Source organism: Streptomyces luteolifulvus, from assembly GCF_008806595.1.
In the GTDB taxonomy this organism is placed as follows: Bacteria; Actinomycetota; Actinomycetes; order Streptomycetales; family Streptomycetaceae; genus Streptomyces; species Streptomyces luteolifulvus.
On record NZ_VZRB01000007.1, the window covers coordinates 83815 to 107749 of the forward strand.

A 23935-nucleotide genomic window follows, 5' to 3' on the forward strand; every position below is an offset into this window, starting at 1 on the left:
CGCCTTCTCGACGTAGCGGTTGGATTGACCTGCGAACCGAAAGGTCTATGCTAGGAAAATTGCGATTTCAGGAGCACCTTGTCGGGCTTGCCGTTGCTGTTCATCGGCAGAGCGCTCAAGATATGCATCTTCTCGGGCACGTGAATCGGGGACAGCGCCTCAGCAATTCTCGCGCGGATGTTTTCCACTTCGACCAGCTCAGCCGGATCGCATTCGATCGCGGCGTTGATGTGCTCGCTTCCATCCTCGTCCTGCACACCGTAGACGGCGGCGTGCCGGACACCCGGGTGGGCAAGAATCTCCGCCTCGAGAACTATTGGATGAACCTTGACGCCACCGACCTTGATGACGTGGGCCACCCGGCCCAAGAGAGTCAAATAGCCCCGCTCGTCGAGACGGCCGATATCTCCGGTGAAATACCAGCCGTCACGAAGAACTCGTGCAGTCAGTTCCGGTTCGCCGTTATAGGCGTCCATCATCTGAGGCGAGCGGACGCGAACCTCACCGATTTCCCCAGCCGCTAGTTGCGCACCCGAATCCGAGTTGCAGACAACGACCTCCACCTCGGGGAAGGGCCGACCGACCGTGGCCGCGAGCTCCGGGTCGCCGTGCTCCTGAGGTGTCAGGATCGTGATCCGGCCGCTCTCACTCGTGGCATACCCCTGCGCCAGAACAGGGCCGAAAAGCTGAAAAGCCTGTGCAATTCTAGCGGGTGCCGCGGGGCTGCCGCCGTAGACAATCCGCTTCAGCGAAGACAGGCCCGCAGCTTCCACAGCGTCAGTGTCACGGATTCCTCGCTCGGCCAGATGGTCGATGAGTTGGAACACGTGATTAGTCGCCATGAACGTCCACGAGACCTCCTTCTCCGCGGAGACGGTGTCCACGAATTTCCCGGCATCGAAGCTCTCATGGAGATAGAGCGCTCCGCCCAGGGCGAAGACTGCGTCTACCATCGCGGCAACACCATGACTCAGAGGGGTCGACACCAGGATCGACGCACAGTCGTATTCACGACCGACGCCCATCCATGCACGCATCGTGGCTTCCCATGCGCGGCCCGACAACCGGATGCCCTTGGGCCGGCCCGTGCTGCCGCTCGTGAAGCCGATGAAGGCCAGCGCATCCGGATCCCATGACACGGCGTCCGGAGTATCGCCACCATCGACCCGGCCGACCTCACTGCGTTCCCCGTCCTGAAGTCGCGTTACGGGGATCCCACCACCATCAGCGAGCTCTGTCGCGCGCTTCGAACTTTCGGCATCGGCATAGACGGTCACGGCTTCGGTTTCGCGCAGGATTTGGATCTGGTGATCCAGAGGAAGGACCGTTGTCCTGGTACCAGGATTAGTGGTTCGCAGATAGCACACGGCGCCGCCGAGCAGATGTGTCGCGTACCGCACGGTGAGCATCTCAGGACTGTTGGGTGCGACCAGAATCGCGACCACATCCCCCTTACCCACTCCGCGGTTGCGCAGCGCAAGGAATGTTTCCGTCACGGACAGAATCAGGTCGCCACCAGAGAAGGCCTCGCCACGCCAATGAACGACATCTCGATCCGGCGTCGCTGCGAGCAGCGAGAGGATCTCCGAGACATAACTTCGACTTGCGCTCCACCAATGCTCAGGCAGGCTCATGGGACCTTCCTTCAACCTTGCCAACTATCACGACGTCATCCAATTGGGCGTTCAATCTTCACCATGCAATTGAAGTAGGCGGTAGATCGTTCGACGGGCTACAACGGAGTGTCGGAAGGCATCCCGCCCTGGGTAGCCGTTCGGCGCGCGTGCCGGACGGCCACCCAGGGCGTCGACGTTCTCGATGGGGTGACCGTGGCCCGGGAGCGTGTGGAAGAGCTCGAGTCCCGGGTGGCCGAGTCGGTTCGCCCAACTCGCCCTGGACCTCGATCCATCGCGTGACCTCTGCTGATCTTTGACTCGTGGTGTTCTGCGGACGGATGACGTGCGGGTGGCGGTGCGGTATGCCGTCGTCATGCGGTATGCGCAGGGTGGGGGCCTGACCGCCAAGGAGCGTGCGGGGCGGGAGAAGGTCCGTCTGGAGGCTGGTGAACTGTTTGGCCAGGGGCGGAGTGACAGCGAGGTCGCTGAGGAGTTGCGGGTCACGCGGATGTCGGCGAATCGGTGGCGACGCGCCTGGCAGGCGGCGGGGCCGCAAGGGCTGCGGTCGAGGGGACCGGCGTCCCGGCCGCGGCTGAGCCAGGAGCAGTTCGCGCAACTGGAAGCCGCCTTGCAGCGGGGCCCCTGGCGCACGGCCGGCGCGACCAGCGGTGGACGCCGGCCCGGGTGAAGACGGTGATCGGCCGGATGTTCCACGTGTCGTACTCGGTGCCGGGGTGCGGAAGCTGCTGCAGACGCGCGACCACAGGTCCCGCAGATGTGCCTATGTCAGTTCGCCGAGCACCGGGGCTCAGGCACCACGAGCGTGCGCCGGATCAGGACTTCATCACGACGTCCGGTGCCGGAGGGACCGTCACGGGCGGCGAGCCGCTGCTGCAATCCGCCTTCACCGGCGAGATCCTGCGCCGCTGCAAGGAGGCCGGGCTGCACTGCCCTCGACACCTCCGGCTTCCTCGTCGCTCGCGCGAGCGACGAACTCCTCGCCGATGCCAACCTGGTGCTGCTGGACATCAAGTCCTTCGACGTCCTGACCTACCACCTGACCGGTGGGGAACTCGCCCCCACCCTCAGTTTCGCCCCCCGGCTGGACCGTCTCGGTGTATCCGATGTCGGTCCGGTACCCACCCTCCGTTTTACCCAGAGGACGGATAACTCACCTGCGGAGCACGGCTACTGGCGACACGCCAGGTCCGGCTCGGCAAACACAGACACCACCCGGCCCCGCGACGCTCGGCCCACAGCCCCGAGCTTCCAACAGTCGCACGCCGTCAGAGTCACGGCGCCCAGCGCCGCACCTCCCTACGGGGAGCATGCCTCTGCCACCGCGAAGGCACCCTTTGTACTACGTAGCGGACGGAGACTGGCCGGAGGTCATCCTGACCCACGACGCTCAACTGAGCGCCCACTGCGGGCTGCTCCTCGCCAGCGACCTGAACCGCACTATGCGCTCCCGCAAGCTCTCGCTTCGCAGACTGGCCGACGTGGCCTGTGTCGCGCATTCCACCGTCGCCCGAGTCCTCAACGGCGACGTCCTGCCAGACATCGGCACCCTCACACGACTGGAGGACGCACTCGACCATCAGCTCTGGCCCGGCCCCTCACCGATCCGCACTTCGGTATCAGCCAGGCGGCAGGTGATCTGGCCCGACGCGCTCCGCGGAGAAAGGCCGGCGACGGTCACTCCGCCACCTGAAACAACCTCGGCTCCACGTCCGCCACTGAACGGACAAACCGAGCCTCCGACCACGCGCAGTCGGGGCGAACACCAACCGACCCTGCGCGGAACTGCAGGTCAAACCCTTCGCGACACCCCAGCCCCCGTACTCCACACCACTGCTCCGCCCCGATCCGCTACGCTGTTCACGTCAGCGGTCAGGTCGCGCCAGATGTCCGCCCGGGAAACCGTGGCGAGCACCAGCGCACCCCCACTGACCAGCGGGCTTGTATATCTCGGCTGAAGATCCACTCGCTGGGTTTTCTCCAAGGTTCTTTACAAGCCCCCGCCTTCGTAGCTCAGGGGATAGAGCACCGCTCTCCTAAAGCGGGTGTCGCAGGTTCGAATCCTGCCGGGGGCACCAGCCAAAAGGCCCCGGACCGATCATGGTCCGGGGCCTTTGACATCTACTTTTGACATCAACGAGGGCGGTCACTGACGACCGGGAGGCCTCCGCAGCAGCCGATCCATGTGGCTCATGGCCTCGCGCTGCGTGTCCTGCACGACGTGCGTGTACACGTCCATGGTGATGCTGATCTGGGAGTGGCCGAGGATCTCCATCACGACACGGGGCGCGACTCCGGCCGCTGTGAGGAGGGTGGCCGTGCCGTGCCGGGCGTCGTGCAGCCGGATGACGCGGAGGCCGGCGGACCCGGCGACGCGGGTGAAGGAGCGGTAGACATTGCGCGGCTCGACCTGGCGCCCGGTGCCGGTGGTGAAGACGTAGCCGGACTCCTGCCACCTCTCCCCCGCTTTGGCGCGTGCGGCCGCCTGGCGCATGCGGTGCCAGCGAACGGGTGCGATGCAGAGGGCGGGGAGCGGCACGGCGCGACGACGGCGGCTCTTGGGGTCGTCGTCGTAGAGCACGCCACGGCGGCGCTGGGTCTGTTGACGGACGTACAGGACGCGGTTGTCGAGGTCGAGGTCAGACCAGCGGAGACCGATGATCTCTCCCCGGCGGAGCCCCATGGCGATGGCGAGTACGAAGGCCGCGTAGAGCGGGTCACGGCGGGATGCAGCGAGGAAGTCGAGGGTCTCGTCCAGCGTCCAGGGCTTCAGCTCACGGTTGTCGGTGCGGGGCGGCTCGACGAGCTTGGCGACGTTGCGTGTGATCAGTTCCTCGCGGCAGGCGGAGGAGAGGGCCGAGCGCAGGACTCGGTGCGACTCCTTGGCGGTTGCGGCCGTGGTCTCCTTCTCCAGGCGGACGAGGAAGCGCCGGACGTCAGCGACGCCGAGGGATTCGAGCCGCTTGGCACCGAGGAGCGGCACCAGGTAGAGGCGGACGTGCGCTTCGTACTTGTCGAAGGTGCTGAGCTTCCGCCGGGGCTTGATGACGTTGTCCAGCCAGTACGGAAGCCACTCCGAGAGCTTGGCCGACTTGGTGGGCACGGGTACGCCCTGGTCCACCTTGTCGAGCAGTTCACGGCGCTTGGCGTCGCACTCGGCCCAGGTCTTGCCATAGGCGAACTTTCGGGCGCGGGTGCCGTCCGGCTGAAGGACGTAGACCGCGCACTGGAAGCGGCCGTCCTTGCGCTTGGTGATGGTGCCGGCGCCGTTCGGGTTGCGCTTGCGTTGCTGGGCCATCAGGCGGCCGCCTCCAGTTCGTTGGTGATGTAGTCATGGACGGCTCGGGCCGGGATGCGGCGGCAGCGGCCGATGGTGATCGAGGGCAGGCGACGCGAGCGGATCAGGTCGTAGACGGTGGAGCGGCCGAGCTTCATCCGCTTCATCACGTCGGGCACCGTCAACAGCTCGTCGTCATGCATGGGTCGGCTCTCCTTCGGTTCCTGGGGCGGGTTCGAGGGATGCGGCCAGCCAGGCTTCGGCGTCGGACAGGCCGGTTCCGGCGAAGACCCAGTGCGCGAGCACGAAGGTCGTGTCCGACTCGACGTCGGTTGCGGCAGCGGCTTGGGCCCGCCGCCATTCCGCGCGTGCGGTGCGCAGGGCGCCGAGGGTCGTGGAGTAGCGGCGGGACTTGGTGGAGAAGTGGCCGCGGAAGCCGAGCATGTGGGCCCAGGCACGCAGGCGGAGGTGTTCCAGGTCCTTGCGTGCGCCCAGAGCCCAGGCGGTTCGAATCAGGCGGCGGGCGTGGTCACTGATGTCGAGTTGGGCGAGTTCGGCGAGGAACTTGAGCGGCCGGTCGAGAGCTCCCGTGGCGGTCTCGGCGCCCTTGGTGGCGTACTTGGCGATGTAGGCGGCGACGGCCCGCTCGGTCAGTTCCTGGCCGCCGTCGAAGTCGGCGCTGCGCATGGTGCGCACGTCCAGTTGACGGCCGAAGGCGAAGACGTGCGGACGATCATCGATGACCGGGCCGACCACGCGGACGCTGGTAGCAGCGGCACGGATGGCGTCGGTGAGCAGCTCGGCGGTGGCCCAGGCGGGAGGCGGGGTGTTGCCACCGTCGGGGCCGTCGATGCGGATGACGGCGTGGAAGTGGACTGCGCCGCGCTTTTGGTACTCGGCGACCTTGGCGAAGGACACCCGGGCGTACTGGCGAAAGGCGCGCTGTGTGAGTCCGGCCCGCTTGGCGACTTCCCGGCGCAGGTAGGTCGAGAAGCGGCGCCAGAGTGGACCGGCGTGGGCGTTCCAGAGGACGGCGGCTTCGTAGTCGTAGGTGTCGGGGTCGAGTGGGGTGCCGAGTACGTCGTCGTCCTGGTCGTGAAACGTGCCGCAGCGGCAGCGGCAGCGGCGGACTGAACCGGCCGGGCCGGAAGGGCGGTTGTGGACCGGCCCGAAGCTGGGCGCGGTGAAGGTGGCAAACACGCGGGGGTGTGCGGCGACGCGTTCCGGGGTGCCCTTGCCGCCGCGCAGGCCGGAGGTGATCAGGTGGAAGGTGTCGCGGCGGTAGACCTCGGCGCAGGCCGCGCAGCGGGTCGTGCGGCGGTTGTTGCACCGCACCAGGAGGTGGCCGGCGGGGAGGTCGGAGGAGTCGAGTCGGTGGAGGACGTTGCCGATCTCGCCGGTCGCGGTGTTTACGAGGTGGCGAACTCGACCGGCCGCCCATCGAGCAGATACCGCCGACGCCGGGCGAGCACGCGCCGCACGGAGCCGAGCCGGGTGGAGATGTCCTGACTGGCCTTCTCCTCCTTGACCTCCAGGCTGTCCACCTGCGGGTGACTGCCGGCAGCATCCGCCTCCACGATGAAGGCAGACTTGCCCTGCTCGCGATGGCGCCGGGCAAAACGATCTGAGGCGAGCCGCCGCACAGGTGGCCGAGGGCGCACAAAGACACCCTTGCCGTGCTCGGCGTGGACCAGGCCCTCGCCCTGGAGGACGGAGAAGGAGTTTCGGACCGTCATACGGGAAACCCCGTAATGCTCGACGAGCTCCGCCTCGGAGGGCAGCTTTTCGCCCTCCTTGAATCGCCCACGGTCGATGGCCTCGCGCAGCTGGTCGGCGATCTGCCGAAAGACCGCACGATCACTCGTGGGGTCGAGATCGCCGAGGAGGCTTGGAAGAGACGTCACGTGTACTCCTTTAGGTATCTAGACGAGTGGGCGAGTGTTGTTGCTACGGTGGAGAGCCTAGCCAGCCGAGAGGGCCGAGGAACGTGAGCACTGACCGTCCGCACTCCGTGAGCGTTGCCGGAGTCATCGTCGACGACCAGGGCCGCGCCCTTTTGATCAAGCGCCGCGACAACGGCAAGTGGGAACCCCCGGGCGGAGTCCTCGAACGCGAGGAAACCATCCCCGAAGCCCTCCAGCGCGAAGTCCTCGAAGAAACCGGCATCAAGATCGCACTTCCCGCAACCCTCACCGGCGTCTACAAGAACATGACGGGCCTGATCGTCTCCCTGGTCTTCCGCTGCGAAGCCGCCGACGGCACACCCACCACCGGGGACGAGACCCGCGCACTGCGCTGGGCCACCCGCGAAGAAGTCACCGAACTCGCCGACGAGGCGTACGCGATCCGCGTTCTGGACGCTCTGGACGCGGCATCCCCGCCGGCCATCCGCGCCCACGACGGCGTGAAACTCGTCTAGCCCGAACCCGCTGCACATGGCGGCCTACCAGCACGAAGGAACTTGTATGCACGAGTATACGAGTACAGCCCGGGTCTGGGGAATGAGTTGCCCAGGATTCCCGGAAGAGGTCAGCAGGGCCCGCCGCTGGACCCGCGACATCCTGAGCGGTTCCCCTTTAGCCGAAGACGCCGAACTGATCGTGAGCGAGCTGAGCGCGAACGCGATCCTCCACACAGCCACCGGGCGGGAGGCAGGCAGCTTCCACCTGGCCGTGGCCGTCTCCCCGCAGGTCATCGCCCTGTCGGTCACGGACGACGGCGGCACCGGTACGGCCCCGAAGGTCGAGCACGAGGACCAGGAGGCGGAGCACGGCCGGGGCTTAGGCATGGTCAGCGCGATCGCGCACAGGGTCGTGGTCCACGACTGCGACGGCGCCCACACGGTCACCGCGGAGCTCTTCACCACGGCCCGCTCGGGAGGTCACCCATGCTGATCGACAAGCCGCAGCGGGGCTACTGGTGCGAGTGCTGGACCGAAGACCTCACCGAGGGAACTTGGCCGGCACTCCGGGCAAGCTTCGACGCGTACTCGGCGCCCCAGGCCGACAGATGGGTTGCGGTCGCACTGCGCACCATCTCACCGGCACTCGACCCCGAGGCGTGCGAGGAGGCATGGGCCTGGCTGTACGAGGGCCGCATCCACACACGCCGAGCGCTCCTTCGCGCTGAGCCGTCCATGGTCTCAGTCACCCACGCCACCACCCGAATCACATGGACAATCCGACCAGTGCTCTTCCTGCCACTGGCACACCGTCAGGGCACCGAACTCCCAGCCTGTGCATACGACTTCAAGCCCCACGCCTCAGACTGAGTTACAACCTTCTCTACGGGTTCAAGGCGGCTCGCTCCGCTCCCCGCGCGCAGCCCGGCCCCCGGCCGGGCCTGCGCTCCTGTCTCCGCCCCGCTCCAGCCCGGCCGACGTCCGCGCCGCGCTATGGCCGAGCAGCTCAGCGGCGCCCTCATGTCACAGGTCAGTCGCTGCGCAATGCGGAAAGTTCCGGTATTTTCAAACGACTTTATCACGAAGCTCTGACACGGCCGTCAAGGTCTCATACAGCTCCTCATATGCATCAATACACATTTCATTGTCGTGCAGCATTGCGATATTTCTACCTTGACGCCCCATCTCCGAACACTTCGAAGGGTTCATCAACAAGCAAGTCAAAACTTCCGAAAGATTGCCGATATCTCCCAGGGTAAAGAGGAGACCGTTAACACCATTGCGCACCACTTCCGGAAGGGCCGCCGAGTCCGCTGCCACAACCGGCTTCCCCGAGGCCATAGCCTCCAAAGTAGCGAGGCTTAGCAGTTCCGCACCGCTCGGGTTACAGAAGACATCTGTGCAGGAATAGATGTTTGGCATCTCGCTGTCAGGCACGAAGCCTTTGAAAACGACGCAATCCTTGACCCCGAGCGAATCGGCCAGCCTCTCCAGGCTGTACCTTTGACTTCCAGACCCGACGATTACCAGCTCAGCATCGACCCTCCTACGCACAATGGAGAGAGCATGTATCAGGTGATGCACATTCTTCTCTTTCTCCAATCTCCCCACATAGAGACATCCAGGTTTGACAGTAGCCCGTCTTCTCTTCACAGTCATCGGGCGAAACCTCTCAACGTCTACGCCACATGAAATGCTCAAAACTTTCTTACCCAGTCCAACCCTGCCCAGCATTTCAGCGGCCACATTGGACGGTGCGGTGACGACGTCTGCCGAACCATAGACTGATACCAAGTCACGCCATGCCAGCTTTTCAATAGCAGACCTAAGCCCATCTCCCACAGGAAGATGCACAGTAAGGTTAATCGGCATGAAATGGTTTGTGGCAACCGATGGGATACCGGCCCGCTTGGCGGCCTCAAGAAGTGCCCGACCTACGAAGAGATGACTCTGGCAGTGAATGACGTCAGGCTGAGTGCTGCGAACAACTTCCGTGATGTGTCCGACGCAGCAAGGGTAAGGCGAGAATCTGATTGGCCGGTGGGATACGAGGGGGAGCGACCCGCAGCCGTGTACTCGCACTCCATTGTGCTGGAAATGCTCTGGCCGCATACGCCGCGAAGGCGCCAAAACATGAACCTCATGACCGCGCGCCAGAAGACTCGCGGCGAGTCGCTGCGTGAAATATGAGTTTCCATTCACATGCGGGTAATACGTGTCCCCGCCAAGGAGAATCCGCACCCAGCACCCCTTACTGCTAGCAGCTAGCGATCTGCCGCCCCCGCGCCGGGCAACAGTGGGTTATGGGAATACTCTTCATGAATCTGTTTGGTCCACTCAGGAAGACCTTTCAGGTATAGCGTCAGGACAACCCCGATCAAGCTAAAAAAGGCGGGATAAGCGATCATCACGGCAATCCTTAACCACGTAGGTTCAATCGCCCTGTTGATCAAAAACTCTAGATACCCGATTTCCCCCAGCAGTGCCAGCACCGCCAGCATGGCAAGGGTGGCCGACGTTCCCTCCAGGGGGTTCCTTGATCGACTCCCAGAAAAGACTGTGCGTCCGGGCCAATCTTTCACCCCGTGGAGCTCCCATCTCAGGAGCTCGCCCCCCGCCATAACGTTAATTCGCCTTTCTATCGCAGCGGCATACATGCCGAACCGCAGAGACATCACCATAAGAAACACAATCAGAACAATAAGCAGAATTTGACCAATCGGGAGGATGAGCATAACGAGGAGTCGATCCGTGAGGGTCTTCGAGTGAAGAAACGCAGTCAAGACACCGACTGTTCCGACCGCAAGAAGCGTTACGAGTGCATACACGCTCTGCTCAAATAGGCGCTTTTCCTGCTCGACCTCGTGGTACTCCTCGATGGATATTTGGATCCACTCCTGCAATCTCAGATTCTCATCCTGCCCCATCTCGGATTCGCTCCCATAGTCGAGCCAGCTTGGATGGCACCCGGCCTCTCATGGCCATGGCATACCTAAGCCGCGAAACCCGCATCCCCTCAGGGCCAATCGGGCTAATTCTTGCAGCACTGGTTGCCACAAGCTTTCGATGCGCCGTCCAACGTCTCCCGCTTGCCGCCGCTATCGCCAGGCTGGCAAGAATGAACGACAGCCCTAAAACGCTGAGCAGCACAGAATCCACTAGGAAGCCTTGAGGGCTCAGGCCCGTCCTTACGGGACGGCCGTCACGGCTTGCTCTGGTCGACGGCAGCGGCAGCGTGGCGGACGCCGGTGGGGGTGCAGCGAGGCACACGCGCGCGTGGTCGGCCGGCGCACCCGCCGTCGTGGCTGACTGTCGTCGGCCGAGGTTCGTGCCACTGTCGTGCCAGATGCAGGGGTCAGTCACGGTCAACCGGGGCGTCAGGCGGTCGAGTTGCTGGGCATCGCACCAGTCATCGAAGCCTCAGGTCACCGGTACAACACCCCAGCCTCTCTCCTAAAGCGGGTGTCGCTTCACGGCACGCTCACTTTCTTCCTGTGATTGACCGGACGACGACGTTAGTAACAATCGAAGTCCGACCCGCCACCCGATCCACTCCCCAACAAATGGATCGTTCAGGACCGCATTCGCCGCTAGTTCGCGGCTTTCACGATACTTCTCCAACAGTGCAGGATGATCACACAACCCACTGTCTACAGTAAGTCCAGTGTGATCATCCCCCGAGTAATCGCGAATAAATTCCTTTGGCAGGTCCGCCTCGGTCAGCAAAAAATATCTCATAGACAAGAGGTCCATTGCGCGATGCCAAAATTTCCTGGCATCCCCGGTAGGAAAATACGCACTTAGTCGATCTTCGATCACTTGCCCAGCGAGGCGCGACTTTTTGTACTGCCTCTCCAGGTCACTTTGATATTCTCCCCTTCCCTCTCCATTGTCATCTACCTTAAAGAGTACAACCGCCCGACGGAAGCGCAGCGTTTCGTTATATAGCGCACTTGCGGCCTTTGTCATTTCATGGATCAACTCATGGCGCAAGGACCACTGTTCCTTGCGCAGCTGTGCCCGGCGGGCAATCCATGCTCCAATCAGGCCCAGAATGATTGCCGAGATCACAGGGCCAGCCGCTTGCAAGACAACCTTTTGCCAATAAGGCATGCCACTCCCCTAAATTATGCAGACGCGTACATACATACCAGATGCGCCAATTTCTACCTCCCGGCCAACAGGGTGATTCCTGGAGGCACTTTCCGCAGGATTGCCATCAGGCGGCCGAGTCTCAAACTCTGTGACAACGCCGATGTACACCGACGGACAATCGGGGAGTCCTACGGACCATCGCAGCACGTGAGAGAGGCACACCACCCAATGCAAAGCCCCAGCGCGCCGAAGTTCTGCCTGCGCCCAGGATGCTCCGTAACAGGGAACGTGCCATTCGCATGCCAGATCGTGCGGGGAACCACGGGGAACAGCGGGGACTTGCCGCGGGCACGAACGGGGTGCCAGCACCACTCCGCCGCAGGTCAGGCCTGGAGCAAGCCCCAGACGCCCCGAGCTTCCCAAGCTCAGGTGCCCGGGGTCAGCTGGGCAGCTCCAGTTCGCCTCGCGTGCTCTGTCCACCATGCGTTGCTCTTCCGATGACGGCGGCGCAGTCTGAAGGGAAAGAGCCTCGTGTCGTGAGGTGACGCCCATGAGCCGCCTCGTTCATGCGGCAGTCGTGCCGCTGCTGGTAGCCGCAGTGATAGGCGTGAGCGGCTGTGGGGACAATGACTCAACGCCCACGCAGAACCCTGCCACAGTGACCAAGACCGTCACCGAGCCGACGACCCCACCACCCGAGACCACGACAGCTGCGCCCGAGCCGACAACGCCGGCGCCCGTGTCCCCCCGGCCGACAACTCCGTCGACGGTCGCCGACGAATCGTCCGTCGTACGCGAGTATTTCGCTGCCATCAACGCTCAGGACTATCGACGGGCCTGGGAGCTCGGGGGCAAGAACCTCTCAGGCTCCTACACAGCCTTCGTGGACGGGTTCGCCACCACCGCCCACGACACAGTTCACATCCTCGACACGGCCGGCGATACCGTCTCGGTCAGTTTGGAGGCCACGCAGACCGACGGCTCGCTTCGGGTCTTCGAAGGCACCTACACGGTTCACGACGGCACGATCGTCGCGGCTGACATACGCGAGGTGACCGGGCCGGAGCCGCGGCCCAGCGAAGCCTCCCCCTACTACGAGAACTGCGCTGAGGCACGAGCCGCGGGCGCCGCGCCCATCTATGAGGGTGAGCCTGGCTACGCGCCACATCTTGACCGAGACGGTGACGGAGTGGCTTGCGAAACGTAATCCACCGTGAGCCGCAGGATCTCGGCGTCCACAGCACCCAGACGGCCGACGGACCAGATCAGCAGATCAATGAGCGCACCACAACCGCACCAGATCGAGCGGGAAGCAGCGGGGAATCACGGTGAAAGCAGCCGAGCCCACGAGGTCACAGCCCGACTGTTCCCGCAGGTCAGCCCCCGAATTGGCCGCAAATGATCACAGCTTCCCAAGCTGAGGGCTCCGGTGTCGTCGTCGCGGGTCGGCCGTCGCGACTTGCCGTGGTTGACGACAAACCCCGACAGCGTGGCTGAGGCCGGTGGGGGGTGCAGCGAGGCACACGCGCGCCTGATCGGCCGGCCTACTCGCCGTCGTGGCTGACTGTCGTGGGCTGAGGTTCAGGCCTCCAGCGGCGCAGTACACGCCAGCGCGAAGCCGCGGCCCCTCCCCGTTAAGGTGCGCGCCACATGACCAGCGGCGCACTGACCTGTCCTTACTGCGGGCAGCCCATGAATTCGTGCTCTATGAGCGGGAAGACGACAACCGGCGTGCCTGCCGTGCGTTGTGAAGATGTGCCGGGCGGCATGTCTGGTGGAACCGAGCCGACCGGCCGGACGAGCCCCTGGAGACATGCCCGGTGCCAGAGCTGTTCCGCTGACATCCATCGCTGACATCAACGGCTAGGAACAGCCGCAGTTGTCGGCGGTCGCCCACGACCCCAGTGCGCGAAGGAAGACCCCACCCTGCCGAGGATGGATCGAACTCCTAAAGCGGGTGTCGCAGGTTCGAATCCTGCCGGGGGCACACACAGAAGGGCCAGCTCAGGAGCGTTTTCCTCCCAAGCTGGCCCTTGGCCGTTTCAGGCGCCGTGCCACACGCGTGCCACTGAGTGGGCGCGTCCCATCCGACCTCGCGGCTCGCCTACAGCCCGAGGCGCGGATGCCCACACCAGCGCCCGGCCTCCGACGGTCAGTCTTGACCGATGCCGCTTCCGGGCACGGGTTACCTGCGGGCCCGGCGGTAGGCGATCAGCAGCCCCAGGAGGATGCCGACGAGGAGGGTCACGGACAGGACGATCCACAGGGGGAGGGTGACCTCGGAGATCCAGAGCCGGATGGTCACAGAGTTGGTGTTGGCGGCTATGAACCAGATGGCCAGAGCTGCGAGCACGAAGAAGCCGATGGAACGCAGCCGGAAGTCCCGCCCCTTGACCGTCACGGTGGACGGCCCATGTGACTTCGCGGTCTTCTGGGCCATAAACCCAGTATCAGGCGGTTCACCTGAGCGGGCGACTCGGTCTTGGGACGACTCCGAACCTCATTCTGAAACGATCAGTCCACTTGGATGCCACATCCCCCTAGCCGGGGACCTGGGCCTCTCCCCCGCTGTCCCGGATCATGGCGCCGAGCCGATCGGCGATCGCCGGGTCGCGGTCACGGGTCAGGCGCGCGAGCTGCTGTGGCCCACCCTCGTCGAGCGGGGTACCGAGTGCAGTGTCGTCCTGGTCGTGAAGCGTGCCGCAACGGCAGCGGCGGACCGAACCGGCCCGGCCTGTCGGGCGGTTGTGGACCGGGCCGAAGCTGGGCGCGGTGAAGGCGGCAAACACGCGGGGGTGCGCGGCGACGCGGTCCGGGGTGCCCTTGCCGCGGGTCTGTACGGTCAACGGTGGATCTTCGACCAGGAAGTGACACCTGATGACAGATGTGACCGTCTCCGCTGAGGCCGTGGAGGAAGCGCAGCCGGCGGGGCTGAAGCCGGACGCTCTGGACGACCAGTCACTCGGGGCGGCGAGCCTGGTTCTGGAGAGATGCGACGACGAGTGACTCGTGCCCGACACGTGCCAGGCCGTGCGAGAATCACGGGGAACTGCGGGTACTGAATCGGCAGCCAACGGCGCTCCAACAGCTACCCGAACTTTGGGGAGACGCTGGAAACGGCAGGCAGGGCGCGGTGAGGCGCCATTGGGGCGGCTTCGTCAGGTTCTTGATCCGACACCTCAGGCACACGGGGATGCGCTGTTCGAGGTCTGACAGTTCCGCCCTCGCGCTCACCGATGGCTATGCCGTTCGCTAGAGGGGGGAGGCATCTGCCAGACACGATGACATCCACGACTGACACCAACGTGGCCGGACGGCGACGGATGCAGGGGACCCGTTAGGGATCGGAGGGCCGCCTGCGTCCAGGCTCCCGCCAGGCTGCTCAGAGCAGTGGGCACCAGCGCGGACAACGCCGCCGCGGAATCTTTGAACGCGACCATGAAACGCGAAACGCTGCAAGGACGAAAGCGGTGGAATGGAGCCCGTGAGGCCCGCCTCGCTGTCTTCAGATGGGCAACCCGCTACAACACACGCCGCCGGCACTCCCGCCTCGGCCAGATCAGCCCGACCACCTACGAGCAGCGATCAACTACGCTGGCCACCGCCGCATGACAACCGGTGTCCACGATCGCGGGGAAGGCCCCGCCGTTGCTGCGTTTTGCGAGTACTCCTGTACCCCCGAGATGGGGCACGCAGAGGGCACACGCGCCTTGAGAGGGTGCCCCATTCAAGTCGCAGCATGGCGCTGACCTGCACTTTAGCGTAGATGAACCGGAGGCGGGCCCTCAGCCCGCTGTTCCTGGGCGATGGCGGATACCGTCCTGCACGTGCTTCGTCGCGGGCGGTGCAAGCCCCTTGTGGGAGGTGGCACTTGACCGCCGAGGGTCCTGCGTCAGAACGGGAGGTCGTCGGGGAGCACCCGGAGTGCCTTGTGGCGGCCCAGCGGGCGTACGGCCCGGAAGTCTCGTCGGTCGAGGGTGAGGATCGCGTCCGTGTCCTAATCGGCGGCGAGCGCCACGTTCACCGCGTCGGCGAGGTCGAGGTCGAGCGTGCGGTGGCGGACGCGGACGGACTGGGCGGCGCCCAGGTGGTCCTCTGTGATCTCCGGCATGAGGAGACGGCCCCGGCCCATCCAGCGACGCAGATCGTCGACCGCGCTGAGGGCAGCCCCCTGCCGGGTTCACGCGTCGCCACGTGATCCAGTTGAGGAGCAGCCGAGTCGACCGGCCGCGCCGGCCTCACAGGTTCCTCGCCCCCCGGATCGTCTCGGGCGGCTTCGGCACCTCGGCCATTCCGGCACCGGACCGACCGTCGTCACGTCTCCGGCACCACCGGGCCGGTGCCGGTGTCGATGAGGATCTGTGCGGCCTGGGTGATGTTGTCGGCGCGTACCGCTTCGGCCATCGCGGCACGTGCCGCCCCGGGCGTCGCGTGCGGCGGGACGACGAGGAGAGAGAAGTGGTCCTGGTCGCCCCTGGTGATGAGGACGGTGTCGTCGCCGACCGGGAAGGAGTCGATGTGGACCACGCGGTCGTCGATGATCAGTCGTGTCGGCAGTTCCTCCCAGGCGGTGGCGTCCAGGCCGATGCGGGCGACCGGGCCTAGATACTCGGTCAGCGCGGCGATCAGGGCGGGCAGCTCGGCCGCGATGTCACGGGATCGCGGCCACCATGCCCCGTCCAAAACGCCTTGGCGGTCATGTGTCGTCTCCAGCCGTACGACAGCCGTCCCGGGCTTCACCACCTGGTGGAGCGTGTCCGGCAGGAGCCTGGCCGCACGCGGGGGGTCGGAGTCGGGCATCACACTCACCTGTCTGTCCGCCGACGGGAAACGCGGAGTGGATTCCTCGTTTCACAGTACTCCGCGGCGCACGGCGGCCGGGCAGCCCGTTGGTCACGCGGGTGAGCCGCGAGGCGTGCCGGAGTAGAGTCGAAGATCCGGTCCGCCGATCGTGCTCAGACGATGAGGTCGCCATGCAACAGCCCAAGGAAGCACCCTCGGAAGGGCACGCCGACGTACGCATCGTCGCGGCCGACCCCGAGGTCGCCCGTCGCGTCGCGGAGGTGCTCCGCCGTTGCTTCGCGGCCACCGAGCAGCGCAGCTATCCCGCGGGCGTCGGGGGAGGAACGCGCCTCGAACTCGTCGTGGACACGACGCGGGCGGCGGAACCGGCGCGGTCCTGGCTGGAGACCAGCCGCTCCTCGGAGGAGGACCGCCGGCGCGGGTGATGCGGCGGCCGGGAGCGGTCCGTCCGGCCTGTTCGGGGAGTAGCGTCAGGTCATCGAGAGCATTTCGCGCACCGGTCCCGATACCGGTGTCGTTCCTGGTGAGCACGACACCGGACGACTGCCCAGGCGCAGGGGGTCCGGAGGCGGGTCCGCACGATGTCCGCGAGCACCGATCATCCTCCGCTGAGCGCCCTGCCCTTCAGGGCCCCGACGGCACACCTCGCCCTCAAACCCGTCACCCCCGCCCCGGAACACGTCGAACTGGACGGCGCCTGGTGGCCCCGCTCACGCGACCTGGCACAGGAAATTCCCCCACTGGCCGGCGTACTGGACCCGCTGTGGGGCCGGATCACCCGGATCGCCCTCAATCCCCGCTACTGGCCGATCATTCCGCGCAGGATCTTCGTCAACGGCCATGTAGTGAAGGTTGGTTGGTTCACCTCGGAGCTGGATCCGCACAAATCCGGCTCCTGTCCGGCACGGTGGGTCCCTGGGACCTCCTGGTGGTTCCCCCGGAGACCGCCGACCCCTCGGCCGCCCGGCCGATGGCCGCCGCGAGCGCCGGCACCGGCCGGCGTTCGACCGCGGCCGCCCTCATGGCGGCGGAACAGCCCGACGGCACTGCCTCGTCGTACGAGGCCGGGTCCGACCCGGCGGCGGGCCTCTGACGGCCGGCTCCCGACCCCGGCCGTCCGAGCCCGCGTCACATTCCCGGCCGGCTCAGCGCGCGGCCTCACGGGGCCCCCTCTCGAAGGAAGCCGAGCGTGCGTGACGGGCGGCGGGTGCTCGGCCGGGGACGTGACCACCACAGGCGCTCAGCAACCCCGGTGACCTGGTGAGCCGCCCGGCAGTCCGTGACGGGCCGGTCAGACCTGACCGGCCGCGGCGGCCGCCATGAGGGGTTCCGCGGCCTCCTCGGTCGTGTCCGGAGGGACGACCAGCAGGTCCCAGCGCCCCCGGCCGGGGGCGAGCAGGACGACGGTGCGCGGGGCGGATGCCCCCGGTGTCCTGCGCAGTCGTACGACCTGGTTGGAGACGAGCGTCCGGCCGGGCACCGCGGCCCACGTCGCCCCGCTGACCGTGACGCTGGTGATGTGGCCCCACGTGCGCGGCAACCCGGCAAGCAGTTGCGGAAGTTCGGCGAGCAGGTCGTACGAACGCGGCCACCACGCGCCGTCGATGGCCCGGGGCAGGTCCCTGTGGGGGGCCAGACGCAGGCGCAGGACGGGCTGGGAGGGAAGCGGGGACTGCAGTTCGGTGGTCATGTCGGCTCCTGCCAACTGCCTTGCACGATGGGGTGATGGACGTCAGGCACGACGGGCCGCGATCCGCTCCGCCGTCGGCCAGCGCACGTCGTGCACCCAGCCGAGGCGTTCGAGGAGGCGGATGACGGCGGCCGACGGGTCGATCTGACCGCGGTCGACGCCGTGCCGGGCGCTGGTGGGGTCGGCGTGGTGGAGGTTGTGCCAGCTCTCGCCGAAGGAGAGCAGGGCCAGCGGCCACAGATTGGTGGCCCGGTCGTGCCGCCGGGTACGGAAGGGGCGCTCACCGATCATGTGGCAGAGCGAGTTGACGCTCCAGGTGACGTGGTGGAGCAGCGCGATGCGCACAAGTCCCGCCCACAGCAGGCCGGTCACGCCGTACAGCCACGTGCCGCCGATCGCCCAGCCCGCCGCGAACGGCAGGGCGAGGGTGAGTACGCACAACGCCGGGAAGGCGCGGGAGACGGCACGGATGTCACGGTCGGCCAGCAGGTCGGGAGCGTAGCGCTCGGCAGGCGTTCTGTCGTTGCGGAACAGCCAGCCCACGTGGGCGTGCAGCAGCCCGCGCAGCTGGCCACGCAGATGCGTGCCGTAGCGGTACGGGGAGTGCGGATCGCCGGGCCGGTCGGTGAAGGCGTGGTGGCGGCGGTGGGTGGCGACCCAGTCGATGACGTCGCCCTGGAAGCTCAGCGAGCCGGCCACCGCGAGCGCGACCCGCACGGGACGGACCGCACGGTAACCGCCGTGCGTGAGACCTCGGTGGAAGCCGACCGTGACGCCCAGACCCGTGATCACGTAGAGAACCGCGGCAAGCAGGATGTCGACGGGATGGATGAGCCGCCCCCACAGCAACCAGCCGGCCAGGCCCAGAGCCACGAACGGCAGGACGACGATCACCGCCGTCACCGCCACGTACAGCCGCTCCCCGCCGTCGCGTGCGGGGAGCGGACCGTCCGACGGGAAGGGGGAGGTGCCGTCGTAGCCCTGGGGCGGCGACGCGGTGACCGGCGGGGTCGTCTTGGCGGGTGTGGTGGGGCTGGATGACATGGAGGGAGCTCCTTGACCTCGGCGAAGGCCGCTGGGACGGAGGTGCGGCCGGGGTCAGGGGCTGCCCCTGGTGGATGGGTGGTGTGCTCGAGACGACCTGTCATACCGGCACGACGCACCCTCGTTCTCCCCACCGTACTCCCCGTGCCGGGAAACACTCGGAGACCGCTGGTCAGACGCCCCGGGCGGGGTGCGCTCGGGCAGGTGCCGCGTTGACACGGATCGTCGCCGGACGTTGACTGACGGCACGGCGCAGGGCCGTGAAGAGCAGGCCCGACCGGGTTTCCGACTGCTTGCAGCAGGCCGCCGAGAAGAGCAGAAGCGTCTTCGGGCGGCGCCCCCCTCACAACGGGAACGGTGCATACGACGATGTACGACCAGACACGCGCCCAGCAACCCGCCGACCGGCCCCCGGGCCGTGCCGACCGCCGCGCCCCGGGCCCGGAACCGCTGCTCCCGTCCGACGAGCGGGACAAGATCACCCGGCGTCTCGGACACGCCGTCAACACCTTCGCGGACACTCCGGGCGAGGCCCTGGAGGAGGCCGAGAGCGCCTTCGACGAAGCCACCGACGCGCTGGTCAACGCCCTCGCGGAACGGCGGCGCGTCCTGCGCGCGGGCTGGCAGGACCAGAACCCCGAGACACAGTCCGCCGAACTCCGGCTCGCGATGCGGGAGTACCGGGAGATCACCGGGCGGCTGCTGCGCGCGTGAACCGGGCGGCTGCCGCGCGCACAAGCGGCCACAGATCCGCCGGCGCAAGCGCCTTCCGACGGCCGCCGCCGGTCGTCCGATCCTCGGCGGCGGCCGTCTGCGCCTCCCCGCGCGGCCGAATCCCCCTGAGCGGGCGCGCGATCGGGAGCCGTGTGCCCCGCATCGGACCGTGCGACGGGCAAGCGGGAGGTCACCGCGCCGGTCTCGCGACGAGGGGAAGCAGGACGAGGGGAGCACAGGAGCCGACCACAACGGTCAACGAAAGCCGACTGCTCTGCAGAGGTTGCGAATCGGTCCTTGCCCAGGGGCTCGGGGCACAGGCAGCTCACGGGCTGCCGAACGGCGTGCGTTCCTGCGGAAACCTGTGCACGGCGGGAATACATCGAGCCTAGATGGTCTCGTCCCGGGTGAGAACCCTTGAGGGGCCATGGAGAATCCCTCGGACGGCCCGGCTGTCGACGCACCGGGGCGGAGTAGCGTGGAGCGAACCGGGAGTTGCCCGTACGCCGGCTCCCCGTCGGCGTCGTTCTCGGCGCACCACGACACCGGTTCGTCGCACGGCGGTCCGGGGACAGGGACCGCGACATGAACGCGCCCACCGGTCAACGCGCCTCGCCCGAGCGGATACGCCCTTCTTCGCTTCGGCCCGCCCGTCTCACCCTGCGTCCGCCGACCTTCCCGCCCGGACCGGTGAGTGGCGCCTGGTGGCCCCGTTCCGACGACCTGCCGACCGAACTGCCCGCTCTCATCGAGGCGTTCGACAGGTCATGGGGGCGAGTGACCCGTATGGCCGCACACCGCAGCGCCTGGCCCCAGGCACCGTGCGAGCTGCCGGTCGCCGGCCACACCGTGCGGGCGGCGTGGTTCACGTCCGGGTTCGACCCGCACGCCATCCGGCTCTTCGCCTATGGCGTCGGACGCCGGGACCTGTTGGTCGTCCCGCCCGGTACCGGGACGGCCACGGCCGGGCGACTGATGACGGCCGCCGCCGATCCGGCGCTCCGCCTCACCGCGAGCGCGCTCCTGGCGGACACGCGAGGCAGTCGCCCGGCGCGGGACATGTGACCTTCACGGTGCCGCGCCGGCGACGCCCGGCCCACCCGCTTCCGGTTGGCGATCACCTGCACGGGGCATCAGCACCGGGCAGGCCCGGCCGGGCAGGACATGCCGCGGCCCGGCGAGCGGCCACGGCCATGGTGGTCGGGTGGCCCAGGAGGGGAAGTGATCCGCCATGCGTACGCATCGGCGTACCCATCGGCGTTCCGTACGAGTCGAGTACCTGCTGCCCGACGAGGCCGAATCGGCGGGCAGGGCGCGCAAGTTGACCTCGCAGTTCCTCGCCCGGCCCAACCGCCGGACGGCGGGGCTCGACGCCGAGCACATCGGCGACGCGACCCTCATCGTCTCCGAGCTGGTCACCAACGCCACGCGGCACGGCGGCAGCTGCCGCCTGCGCCTGCACATGTCGGACACCCAGGTGACCGTCGAGGTCTACGACGGCAGTCGCGGCCGACCCGGCGTTCGGCCGCTGACGACGTGGGGTGAGAGCGGGCGGGGCCTCGCCATGGTGCGGTGTCTGGCGCAGCGCTTCGACATCGATCCGGTCGACGGAGGTGGCAACAGAGTGCGTGCGGTGCTGGCCCTGTGACCGGCCGGGCATCGCTCCTCGGCCCGCTGCCAACCGTCCGGGCGTTGGCTCGACCCACCGAGGGCTATTCGCGCAGCGCGACCGGCGGTGCCGGTCCCGGCGAGTGACGAAACGGGCAGCCGACCTCAGCTCCCGGGACGGGACCGCACGATGGAACCCAGCAGAACGCCGGCCGAAGACCCGCCCGCGTACGGCGGGCACACCTACCGCGTGCCCCTGCCCCGCCTGGCCCTCACCCCGGGCCTCAGCGAGGGGCGCTGGACGGCGCATGGTGGCCGCGCTGCGACGCGTTGGAACTGGAACTGCCCTCGCTCGTAGCCGCGTTGGAGCGGGGGCGGGGGCGGGGGCGGGGCACCACGGTGGCAGTCACCGTGGACGCCGCCCAATGGCCCGACGTACCGCACACGGTGATGGCACCCGGCCGAGTGATCGCGTGGAACCGACCGGATCCGCGGGCGAGGAGCATGTCATCACCCTGGACCGCGGGGTCGGCCGCGGCGGTGGCAGATATCTGTCGGCTCGAAGGGAGAATTTAAGACGGGGTAGAGGGAATATTCCCCTGCCCACCGGCGGAGCGGAGTTATTCGCGGCAGGCGGCCGAGCACACCGTGCTACTGTCGAGACAGGTTGCAGTTGTGGTTGCCAATAGGTTCACTTTTCTGACGGGCTGATCATCGCGGCGACACGGAGACCGCACAAGGCGAACTCCGAGCACCGTTTCCGAAAGAGAAATGACATGGCCACCGGCACTGTGAAGTGGTTCAACGCCGAAAAGGGCTTCGGCTTCATCGCGCAGGACGGCGGCGGCGCCGACGTCTTCGCCCACTACTCGAACATCGCCACCCAGGGCTTCCGCGAGCTGCAGGAAGGCCAGAAGGTGTCGTTCGACATCGCTCAGGGCCAGAAGGGCCCGACCGCCGAGAACATCGTTCCGGCCTGACCACGGCACAGACGCATACTTCGCAGCTGGGGCCCGCACCTTGGGGTGCGGGCCCCAGCTCGCTGCATTTTCAGGGGGAATCGCCCCTGCCGTATCCGGCTCGTTCTCGCGATTCTCTGCGCCGTTCATTGTGCTGCGGGAATTCCTTGATACGCGCCCGCATCGAGGAAGGTTCCGCATGAACCGAGCACGCCCTTCACGCACTACCCGCGCCCACGCCCGCTCCGGCGCTCCGCGCCGCCCCAAGGGCAGCGGAGGCGGGCAGAGTGCGAACCGCGGCGAGTTCGCGCTGCCGAAGACGACCGTGCCCGCACTGCCCGCCGTCGAGTCGTTCGCCGATCTCGCCCTGCCGACGCCGCTGCTGGCCGCGCTCGGCCACGAGGGTGTGACCGTGCCGTTCCCGATCCAGGCGGCGACCCTGCCGAACTCCCTGGCCGGCCGTGACGTACTCGGCCGTGGCCGCACGGGTTCGGGCAAGACCCTCGCCTTCGGCCTCCCGCTGCTGGCCCGAACGGCAGGCCGGCGAGCCGAGCCGCGGCGGCCGCTGGCCCTCGTCCTGGTCCCCACCCGGGAGCTCGCCCAGCAGGTCACCGACGCGCTCACCCCGTACGCCCGCGCCGTACGGCTGAGACTGGCCACCGTGGTCGGCGGGATGTCGATCGGCAGGCAGGCGAACACGCTGCGGGCCGGGGCGGAGGTCGTCGTCGCGACACCGGGGCGGCTCAAGGATCTCATCGACCGGGGCGACTGCCTGCTGGGCGAGGTCGCCGTGACCGTCCTGGACGAGGCGGACCAGATGACCGACATGGGGTTCATGCCTCAGGTCACCGCGCTGCTCGACCAGGTGCGTCCCGGGGGCCAGCGGATGCTCTTCTCGGCCACCCTGGACCGCAACGTCGACCGGCTGGTCCGCCGCTATCTGACCGACCCGGTGGTCCACTCCGTCGACCCGCCGGCAGGTGCCGTCACCACAATGGAGCACCACGTGCTCCATGTGCACGAGGCGGACAAGCACCGAACGACCACCGAGATAGCGGCGCGGGACGGCCGGGTGATCATGTTCCTGGACACCAAACACGCGGCGGACCGGCTGACCAAGCACCTCCTCGGCAGCGGTGTCCGCGCCGCCGCCCTCCATGGCGGCAGGTCCCAGCCGCAGCGCACCCGGACCCTCGCGCAGTTCAAGAGCGGGCAGGTGACCGTGCTGGTGGCGACCAACGTCGCGGCGCGTGGCATCCACGTCGAGGGCCTCGACCTGGTGGTCAACGTGGATCCGCCCGGCGACCACAAGGACTACCTGCACCGTGGCGGCCGTACGGCGCGCGCCGGGGAGTCCGGCAGCGTCGTCACCCTGGTGACGCCGGGCCAACGCCGCGACGTGAGCCGGTTGATGGCCTCGGCCGGCATCACCCCGAGGATCACCGCGGTGCGCTCGGGAGAGGCGGAACTGAGCCGCATCACCGGCGCCCGGACCCCGACCGGCGTCCCGGTCGTCATCACCGCGCCGCCCGCGGAGCCGCCCCGGCGGGCCGCAGCCCGCGCTTCGGCCTCGGCCCGAGGCCGTCGAGGGCGTGCCGCTCGGGGCGGGCCCGCCGGGAAGCGCCGCGCAGCATGACATGTCGCCGGCCCATCGCCGGTCGGCGACGGACCGCCTGCGCAAAGCCGTCGCGCTCAGAAGATCCGCCCGTA

The 23935-nt window shown here is 67.1% G+C and carries 25 protein-coding genes, 1 tRNA gene and 7 pseudogenes; 19 read left to right on the forward strand and 14 right to left on the reverse strand.

Annotated elements, in window-relative coordinates:
- Positions 1–50 precede the first annotated feature (50 nt).
- Positions 51–1634 (reverse strand): class I adenylate-forming enzyme family protein, encoded by a 1584-nt coding sequence (locus F7R91_RS12375; protein WP_150947631.1) that lies wholly within the window; start codon positions 1632–1634, stop codon positions 51–53.
- A gap of 355 nt (positions 1635–1989) precedes the next feature.
- Between F7R91_RS12375 and F7R91_RS12380 the strand changes: the two genes are divergently transcribed.
- The 4 genes and pseudogenes from F7R91_RS12380 to F7R91_RS12395 all read left to right on the forward strand — a co-directional run bounded on the left by F7R91_RS12380 (position 1990) and on the right by F7R91_RS12395 (position 3712).
- Entirely contained in the window at positions 1990–2304 is a 315-nt protein-coding gene (locus F7R91_RS12380) for a helix-turn-helix domain-containing protein (protein WP_150947633.1), read from the forward strand.
- Positions 2305–2456: 152 nt separating this feature from the next.
- Positions 2457–2736 (forward strand): annotated as a pseudogene (locus tag F7R91_RS42635) (pyruvate formate-lyase-activating protein); the annotation flags it as partial.
- A gap of 340 nt (positions 2737–3076) precedes the next feature.
- Positions 3077–3592, forward strand: a complete 516-nt coding sequence (locus F7R91_RS44230; RefSeq protein ID WP_225320615.1) for a helix-turn-helix domain-containing protein — start codon at positions 3077–3079, stop codon at positions 3590–3592.
- 44 nt (positions 3593–3636) lie between these two features.
- Positions 3637–3712 (forward strand) — tRNA-Arg (locus tag F7R91_RS12395).
- Between the two features lie 68 nt (positions 3713–3780).
- Here the strand turns inward: F7R91_RS12395 and F7R91_RS12400 are convergent.
- The 4 genes and pseudogenes from F7R91_RS12400 to F7R91_RS12415 form a co-directional block, all read right to left on the reverse strand.
- Positions 3781–4932, reverse strand: coding sequence for a tyrosine-type recombinase/integrase (locus F7R91_RS12400; protein ID WP_150947635.1), 1152 nt, complete (start codon positions 4930–4932; stop codon positions 3781–3783).
- Positions 4932–5114 carry a helix-turn-helix domain-containing protein gene (locus F7R91_RS12405; protein ID WP_150947637.1) on the reverse strand — a complete coding sequence of 61 codons (183 nt, stop codon included), beginning with the start codon at positions 5112–5114 and terminating at the stop codon, positions 4932–4934. Before F7R91_RS12405 ends, F7R91_RS12400 begins: the two co-directional genes overlap by 1 nt.
- Positions 5107–6324 (reverse strand): annotated as a pseudogene (locus F7R91_RS12410) (replication initiator); the annotation flags it as partial. The pseudogene F7R91_RS12410 and the gene F7R91_RS12405, both read right to left, overlap by 8 nt.
- Positions 6324–6815 (reverse strand): annotated as a pseudogene (locus tag F7R91_RS12415) (GntR family transcriptional regulator); the annotation flags it as partial. The pseudogenes F7R91_RS12410 and F7R91_RS12415, both read right to left, overlap by 1 nt.
- Positions 6816–6922: 107 nt before the next feature.
- Here F7R91_RS12415 and F7R91_RS12420 point away from each other — a divergent pair.
- From F7R91_RS12420 to F7R91_RS42640, 3 genes are read left to right on the forward strand one after another with little or no spacing between them, the layout of a single operon-like run.
- Complete coding sequence (locus F7R91_RS12420) at positions 6923–7330, forward strand: NUDIX hydrolase (RefSeq protein WP_141594898.1); 408 nt, start codon at positions 6923–6925, stop codon at positions 7328–7330.
- Between the two features lie 46 nt (positions 7331–7376).
- Entirely contained in the window at positions 7377–7805 is a 429-nt protein-coding gene (locus F7R91_RS12425; protein ID WP_150947639.1) for an ATP-binding protein, read from the forward strand.
- Positions 7799–8182, forward strand: coding sequence for a PH domain-containing protein (locus tag F7R91_RS42640; protein WP_150947641.1), 384 nt, complete (start codon positions 7799–7801; stop codon positions 8180–8182). The genes F7R91_RS12425 and F7R91_RS42640 overlap by 7 nt, the downstream gene beginning before the upstream one ends.
- A 195-nt stretch (positions 8183–8377) precedes the next feature.
- On the opposite strand, the gene F7R91_RS12435 is transcribed toward F7R91_RS42640, so the two are convergent.
- The 3 genes from F7R91_RS12435 to F7R91_RS12445 all read right to left on the reverse strand — a co-directional run bounded on the left by F7R91_RS12435 (position 8378) and on the right by F7R91_RS12445 (position 11425).
- Positions 8378–9553 (reverse strand): glycosyltransferase, encoded by a 1176-nt coding sequence (locus tag F7R91_RS12435; protein ID WP_150947642.1) that lies wholly within the window; start codon positions 9551–9553, stop codon positions 8378–8380.
- A 23-nt stretch (positions 9554–9576) separates the two neighbouring features.
- Positions 9577–10239, reverse strand: coding sequence for a hypothetical protein (locus tag F7R91_RS12440; RefSeq protein WP_150947644.1), 663 nt, complete (start codon positions 10237–10239; stop codon positions 9577–9579).
- A 526-nt stretch (positions 10240–10765) separates the two neighbouring features.
- The gene (locus F7R91_RS12445; protein ID WP_150947646.1) at positions 10766–11425 is read right to left on the reverse strand and encodes a hypothetical protein; all 660 of its coding nucleotides are present in this window, start codon (positions 11423–11425) and stop codon (positions 10766–10768) included.
- Positions 11426–11957: 532 nt separating this feature from the next.
- Here F7R91_RS12445 and F7R91_RS42645 point away from each other — a divergent pair.
- A complete protein-coding gene (locus F7R91_RS42645; RefSeq protein ID WP_225320616.1) occupies positions 11958–12614 on the forward strand; it encodes an excalibur calcium-binding domain-containing protein in 657 nt (218 codons plus the stop codon).
- A gap of 978 nt (positions 12615–13592) precedes the next feature.
- Here the strand turns inward: F7R91_RS42645 and F7R91_RS12455 are convergent.
- Both F7R91_RS12455 and F7R91_RS12460 read right to left on the reverse strand, forming a co-directional pair.
- Complete coding sequence (locus F7R91_RS12455; protein WP_225320617.1) at positions 13593–13847, reverse strand: lipopolysaccharide assembly protein LapA domain-containing protein; 255 nt, start codon at positions 13845–13847, stop codon at positions 13593–13595.
- A 214-nt stretch (positions 13848–14061) separates the two neighbouring features.
- A pseudogene (locus F7R91_RS12460) lies at positions 14062–14235 on the reverse strand (replication initiator); the annotation flags it as partial.
- A gap of 49 nt (positions 14236–14284) precedes the next feature.
- On the opposite strand from F7R91_RS12460, the gene F7R91_RS43800 reads away from it, so the two are divergent.
- The gene (locus F7R91_RS43800; RefSeq protein ID WP_269144746.1) at positions 14285–14413 is read left to right on the forward strand and encodes a hypothetical protein; all 129 of its coding nucleotides are present in this window, start codon (positions 14285–14287) and stop codon (positions 14411–14413) included.
- 381 nt (positions 14414–14794) lie between these two features.
- Positions 14795–15019, forward strand: a pseudogene (locus F7R91_RS12465) (integrase core domain-containing protein); the annotation flags it as partial.
- A gap of 280 nt (positions 15020–15299) precedes the next feature.
- Here F7R91_RS12465 and F7R91_RS12470 read toward each other — a convergent pair.
- Together F7R91_RS12470 and F7R91_RS12475 are read right to left on the reverse strand one after the other, a co-directional pair.
- Positions 15300–15649: pseudogene (locus F7R91_RS12470) on the reverse strand (VapC toxin family PIN domain ribonuclease).
- 72 nt (positions 15650–15721) lie between these two features.
- Positions 15722–16207 carry a DUF5994 family protein gene (locus F7R91_RS12475; protein WP_150947648.1) on the reverse strand — a complete coding sequence of 162 codons (486 nt, stop codon included), beginning with the start codon at positions 16205–16207 and terminating at the stop codon, positions 15722–15724.
- A 173-nt stretch (positions 16208–16380) separates the two neighbouring features.
- On the opposite strand from F7R91_RS12475, the gene F7R91_RS12480 reads away from it, so the two are divergent.
- From F7R91_RS12480 to F7R91_RS44035, 3 genes and pseudogenes are all read left to right on the forward strand, one after another.
- Entirely contained in the window at positions 16381–16635 is a 255-nt protein-coding gene (locus tag F7R91_RS12480) for a hypothetical protein (RefSeq protein WP_150947650.1), read from the forward strand.
- A gap of 156 nt (positions 16636–16791) precedes the next feature.
- Positions 16792–17034 (forward strand): annotated as a pseudogene (locus F7R91_RS44030) (DUF5994 family protein); the annotation flags it as partial.
- A 104-nt stretch (positions 17035–17138) separates the two neighbouring features.
- Positions 17139–17303, forward strand: coding sequence for a hypothetical protein (locus F7R91_RS44035; RefSeq protein ID WP_191971463.1), 165 nt, complete (start codon positions 17139–17141; stop codon positions 17301–17303).
- A gap of 198 nt (positions 17304–17501) precedes the next feature.
- Here the strand turns inward: F7R91_RS44035 and F7R91_RS12490 are convergent, their stop codons facing one another.
- Complete coding sequence (locus F7R91_RS12490) at positions 17502–17900, reverse strand: DUF5994 family protein (protein WP_150947652.1); 399 nt, start codon at positions 17898–17900, stop codon at positions 17502–17504.
- A 42-nt stretch (positions 17901–17942) separates the two neighbouring features.
- Positions 17943–18944 (reverse strand): acyl-CoA desaturase, encoded by a 1002-nt coding sequence (locus F7R91_RS12495; protein WP_150947653.1) that lies wholly within the window; start codon positions 18942–18944, stop codon positions 17943–17945.
- A gap of 369 nt (positions 18945–19313) precedes the next feature.
- On the opposite strand from F7R91_RS12495, the gene F7R91_RS12500 reads away from it, so the two are divergent.
- From F7R91_RS12500 to F7R91_RS12520, 6 genes are all read left to right on the forward strand, one after another.
- Positions 19314–19658, forward strand: a complete 345-nt coding sequence (locus tag F7R91_RS12500) for a hypothetical protein (protein ID WP_150948041.1) — start codon at positions 19314–19316, stop codon at positions 19656–19658.
- A 585-nt stretch (positions 19659–20243) separates the two neighbouring features.
- Complete coding sequence (locus F7R91_RS12505; RefSeq protein ID WP_150947655.1) at positions 20244–20723, forward strand: DUF5994 family protein; 480 nt, start codon at positions 20244–20246, stop codon at positions 20721–20723.
- 166 nt (positions 20724–20889) lie between these two features.
- Positions 20890–21306: an ATP-binding protein gene (locus F7R91_RS12510; RefSeq protein WP_150947657.1), complete on the forward strand. Its 417-nt coding sequence runs from the start codon at positions 20890–20892 to the stop codon at positions 21304–21306.
- Between the two features lie 290 nt (positions 21307–21596).
- A complete protein-coding gene (locus F7R91_RS42655; RefSeq protein WP_230989794.1) occupies positions 21597–21842 on the forward strand; it encodes a DUF5994 family protein in 246 nt (81 codons plus the stop codon).
- A 200-nt stretch (positions 21843–22042) separates the two neighbouring features.
- Entirely contained in the window at positions 22043–22246 is a 204-nt protein-coding gene (locus F7R91_RS12515) for a cold-shock protein (protein ID WP_030952702.1), read from the forward strand.
- Between the two features lie 178 nt (positions 22247–22424).
- Positions 22425–23861, forward strand: coding sequence for a DEAD/DEAH box helicase (locus F7R91_RS12520; protein WP_150947658.1), 1437 nt, complete (start codon positions 22425–22427; stop codon positions 23859–23861).
- Positions 23862–23935 lie beyond the last annotated feature (74 nt).

Bases quoted from the DNA above. Each gene is read 5' to 3' on its own strand.
- F7R91_RS12490 (WP_150947652.1), bottom strand. From the start codon at position 17,900: ATGACCACCGAACTGCAGTCCCCGCTTCCCTCCCAGCCCGTCCTGCGC.
- F7R91_RS12445 (WP_150947646.1), bottom strand. From the start codon at position 11,425: ATGCCTTATTGGCAAAAGGTTGTCTTGCAAGCGGCTGGCCCTGTGATC.
- F7R91_RS42645 (WP_225320616.1), top strand. From the start codon at position 11,958: ATGAGCCGCCTCGTTCATGCGGCAGTCGTGCCGCTGCTGGTAGCCGCA.
- F7R91_RS12375 (WP_150947631.1), bottom strand. From the start codon at position 1,634: ATGAGCCTGCCTGAGCATTGGTGGAGCGCAAGTCGAAGTTATGTCTCG.
- F7R91_RS12475 (WP_150947648.1), bottom strand. From the start codon at position 16,207: ATGCCCGACTCCGACCCCCCGCGTGCGGCCAGGCTCCTGCCGGACACG.
- F7R91_RS12455 (WP_225320617.1), bottom strand. From the start codon at position 13,847: ATGGCCCAGAAGACCGCGAAGTCACATGGGCCGTCCACCGTGACGGTC.
- F7R91_RS43800 (WP_269144746.1), top strand. From the start codon at position 14,285: ATGACAGATGTGACCGTCTCCGCTGAGGCCGTGGAGGAAGCGCAGCCG.
- F7R91_RS12440 (WP_150947644.1), bottom strand. From the start codon at position 10,239: ATGGGGCAGGATGAGAATCTGAGATTGCAGGAGTGGATCCAAATATCC.
- F7R91_RS12505 (WP_150947655.1), top strand. From the start codon at position 20,244: ATGAACGCGCCCACCGGTCAACGCGCCTCGCCCGAGCGGATACGCCCT.
- F7R91_RS12380 (WP_150947633.1), top strand. From the start codon at position 1,990: ATGCGGTATGCGCAGGGTGGGGGCCTGACCGCCAAGGAGCGTGCGGGG.
- F7R91_RS12510 (WP_150947657.1), top strand. From the start codon at position 20,890: ATGCGTACGCATCGGCGTACCCATCGGCGTTCCGTACGAGTCGAGTAC.
- F7R91_RS12480 (WP_150947650.1), top strand. From the start codon at position 16,381: ATGCAACAGCCCAAGGAAGCACCCTCGGAAGGGCACGCCGACGTACGC.
- F7R91_RS12500 (WP_150948041.1), top strand. From the start codon at position 19,314: ATGTACGACCAGACACGCGCCCAGCAACCCGCCGACCGGCCCCCGGGC.
- F7R91_RS42640 (WP_150947641.1), top strand. From the start codon at position 7,799: ATGCTGATCGACAAGCCGCAGCGGGGCTACTGGTGCGAGTGCTGGACC.
- F7R91_RS12520 (WP_150947658.1), top strand. From the start codon at position 22,425: ATGAACCGAGCACGCCCTTCACGCACTACCCGCGCCCACGCCCGCTCC.
- F7R91_RS12515 (WP_030952702.1), top strand. From the start codon at position 22,043: ATGGCCACCGGCACTGTGAAGTGGTTCAACGCCGAAAAGGGCTTCGGC.
- F7R91_RS12495 (WP_150947653.1), bottom strand. From the start codon at position 18,944: ATGTCATCCAGCCCCACCACACCCGCCAAGACGACCCCGCCGGTCACC.
- F7R91_RS12400 (WP_150947635.1), bottom strand. From the start codon at position 4,932: ATGGCCCAGCAACGCAAGCGCAACCCGAACGGCGCCGGCACCATCACC.
- F7R91_RS12405 (WP_150947637.1), bottom strand. From the start codon at position 5,114: ATGCATGACGACGAGCTGTTGACGGTGCCCGACGTGATGAAGCGGATG.
- F7R91_RS12425 (WP_150947639.1), top strand. From the start codon at position 7,377: ATGCACGAGTATACGAGTACAGCCCGGGTCTGGGGAATGAGTTGCCCA.
- F7R91_RS44230 (WP_225320615.1), top strand. From the start codon at position 3,077: ATGCGCTCCCGCAAGCTCTCGCTTCGCAGACTGGCCGACGTGGCCTGT.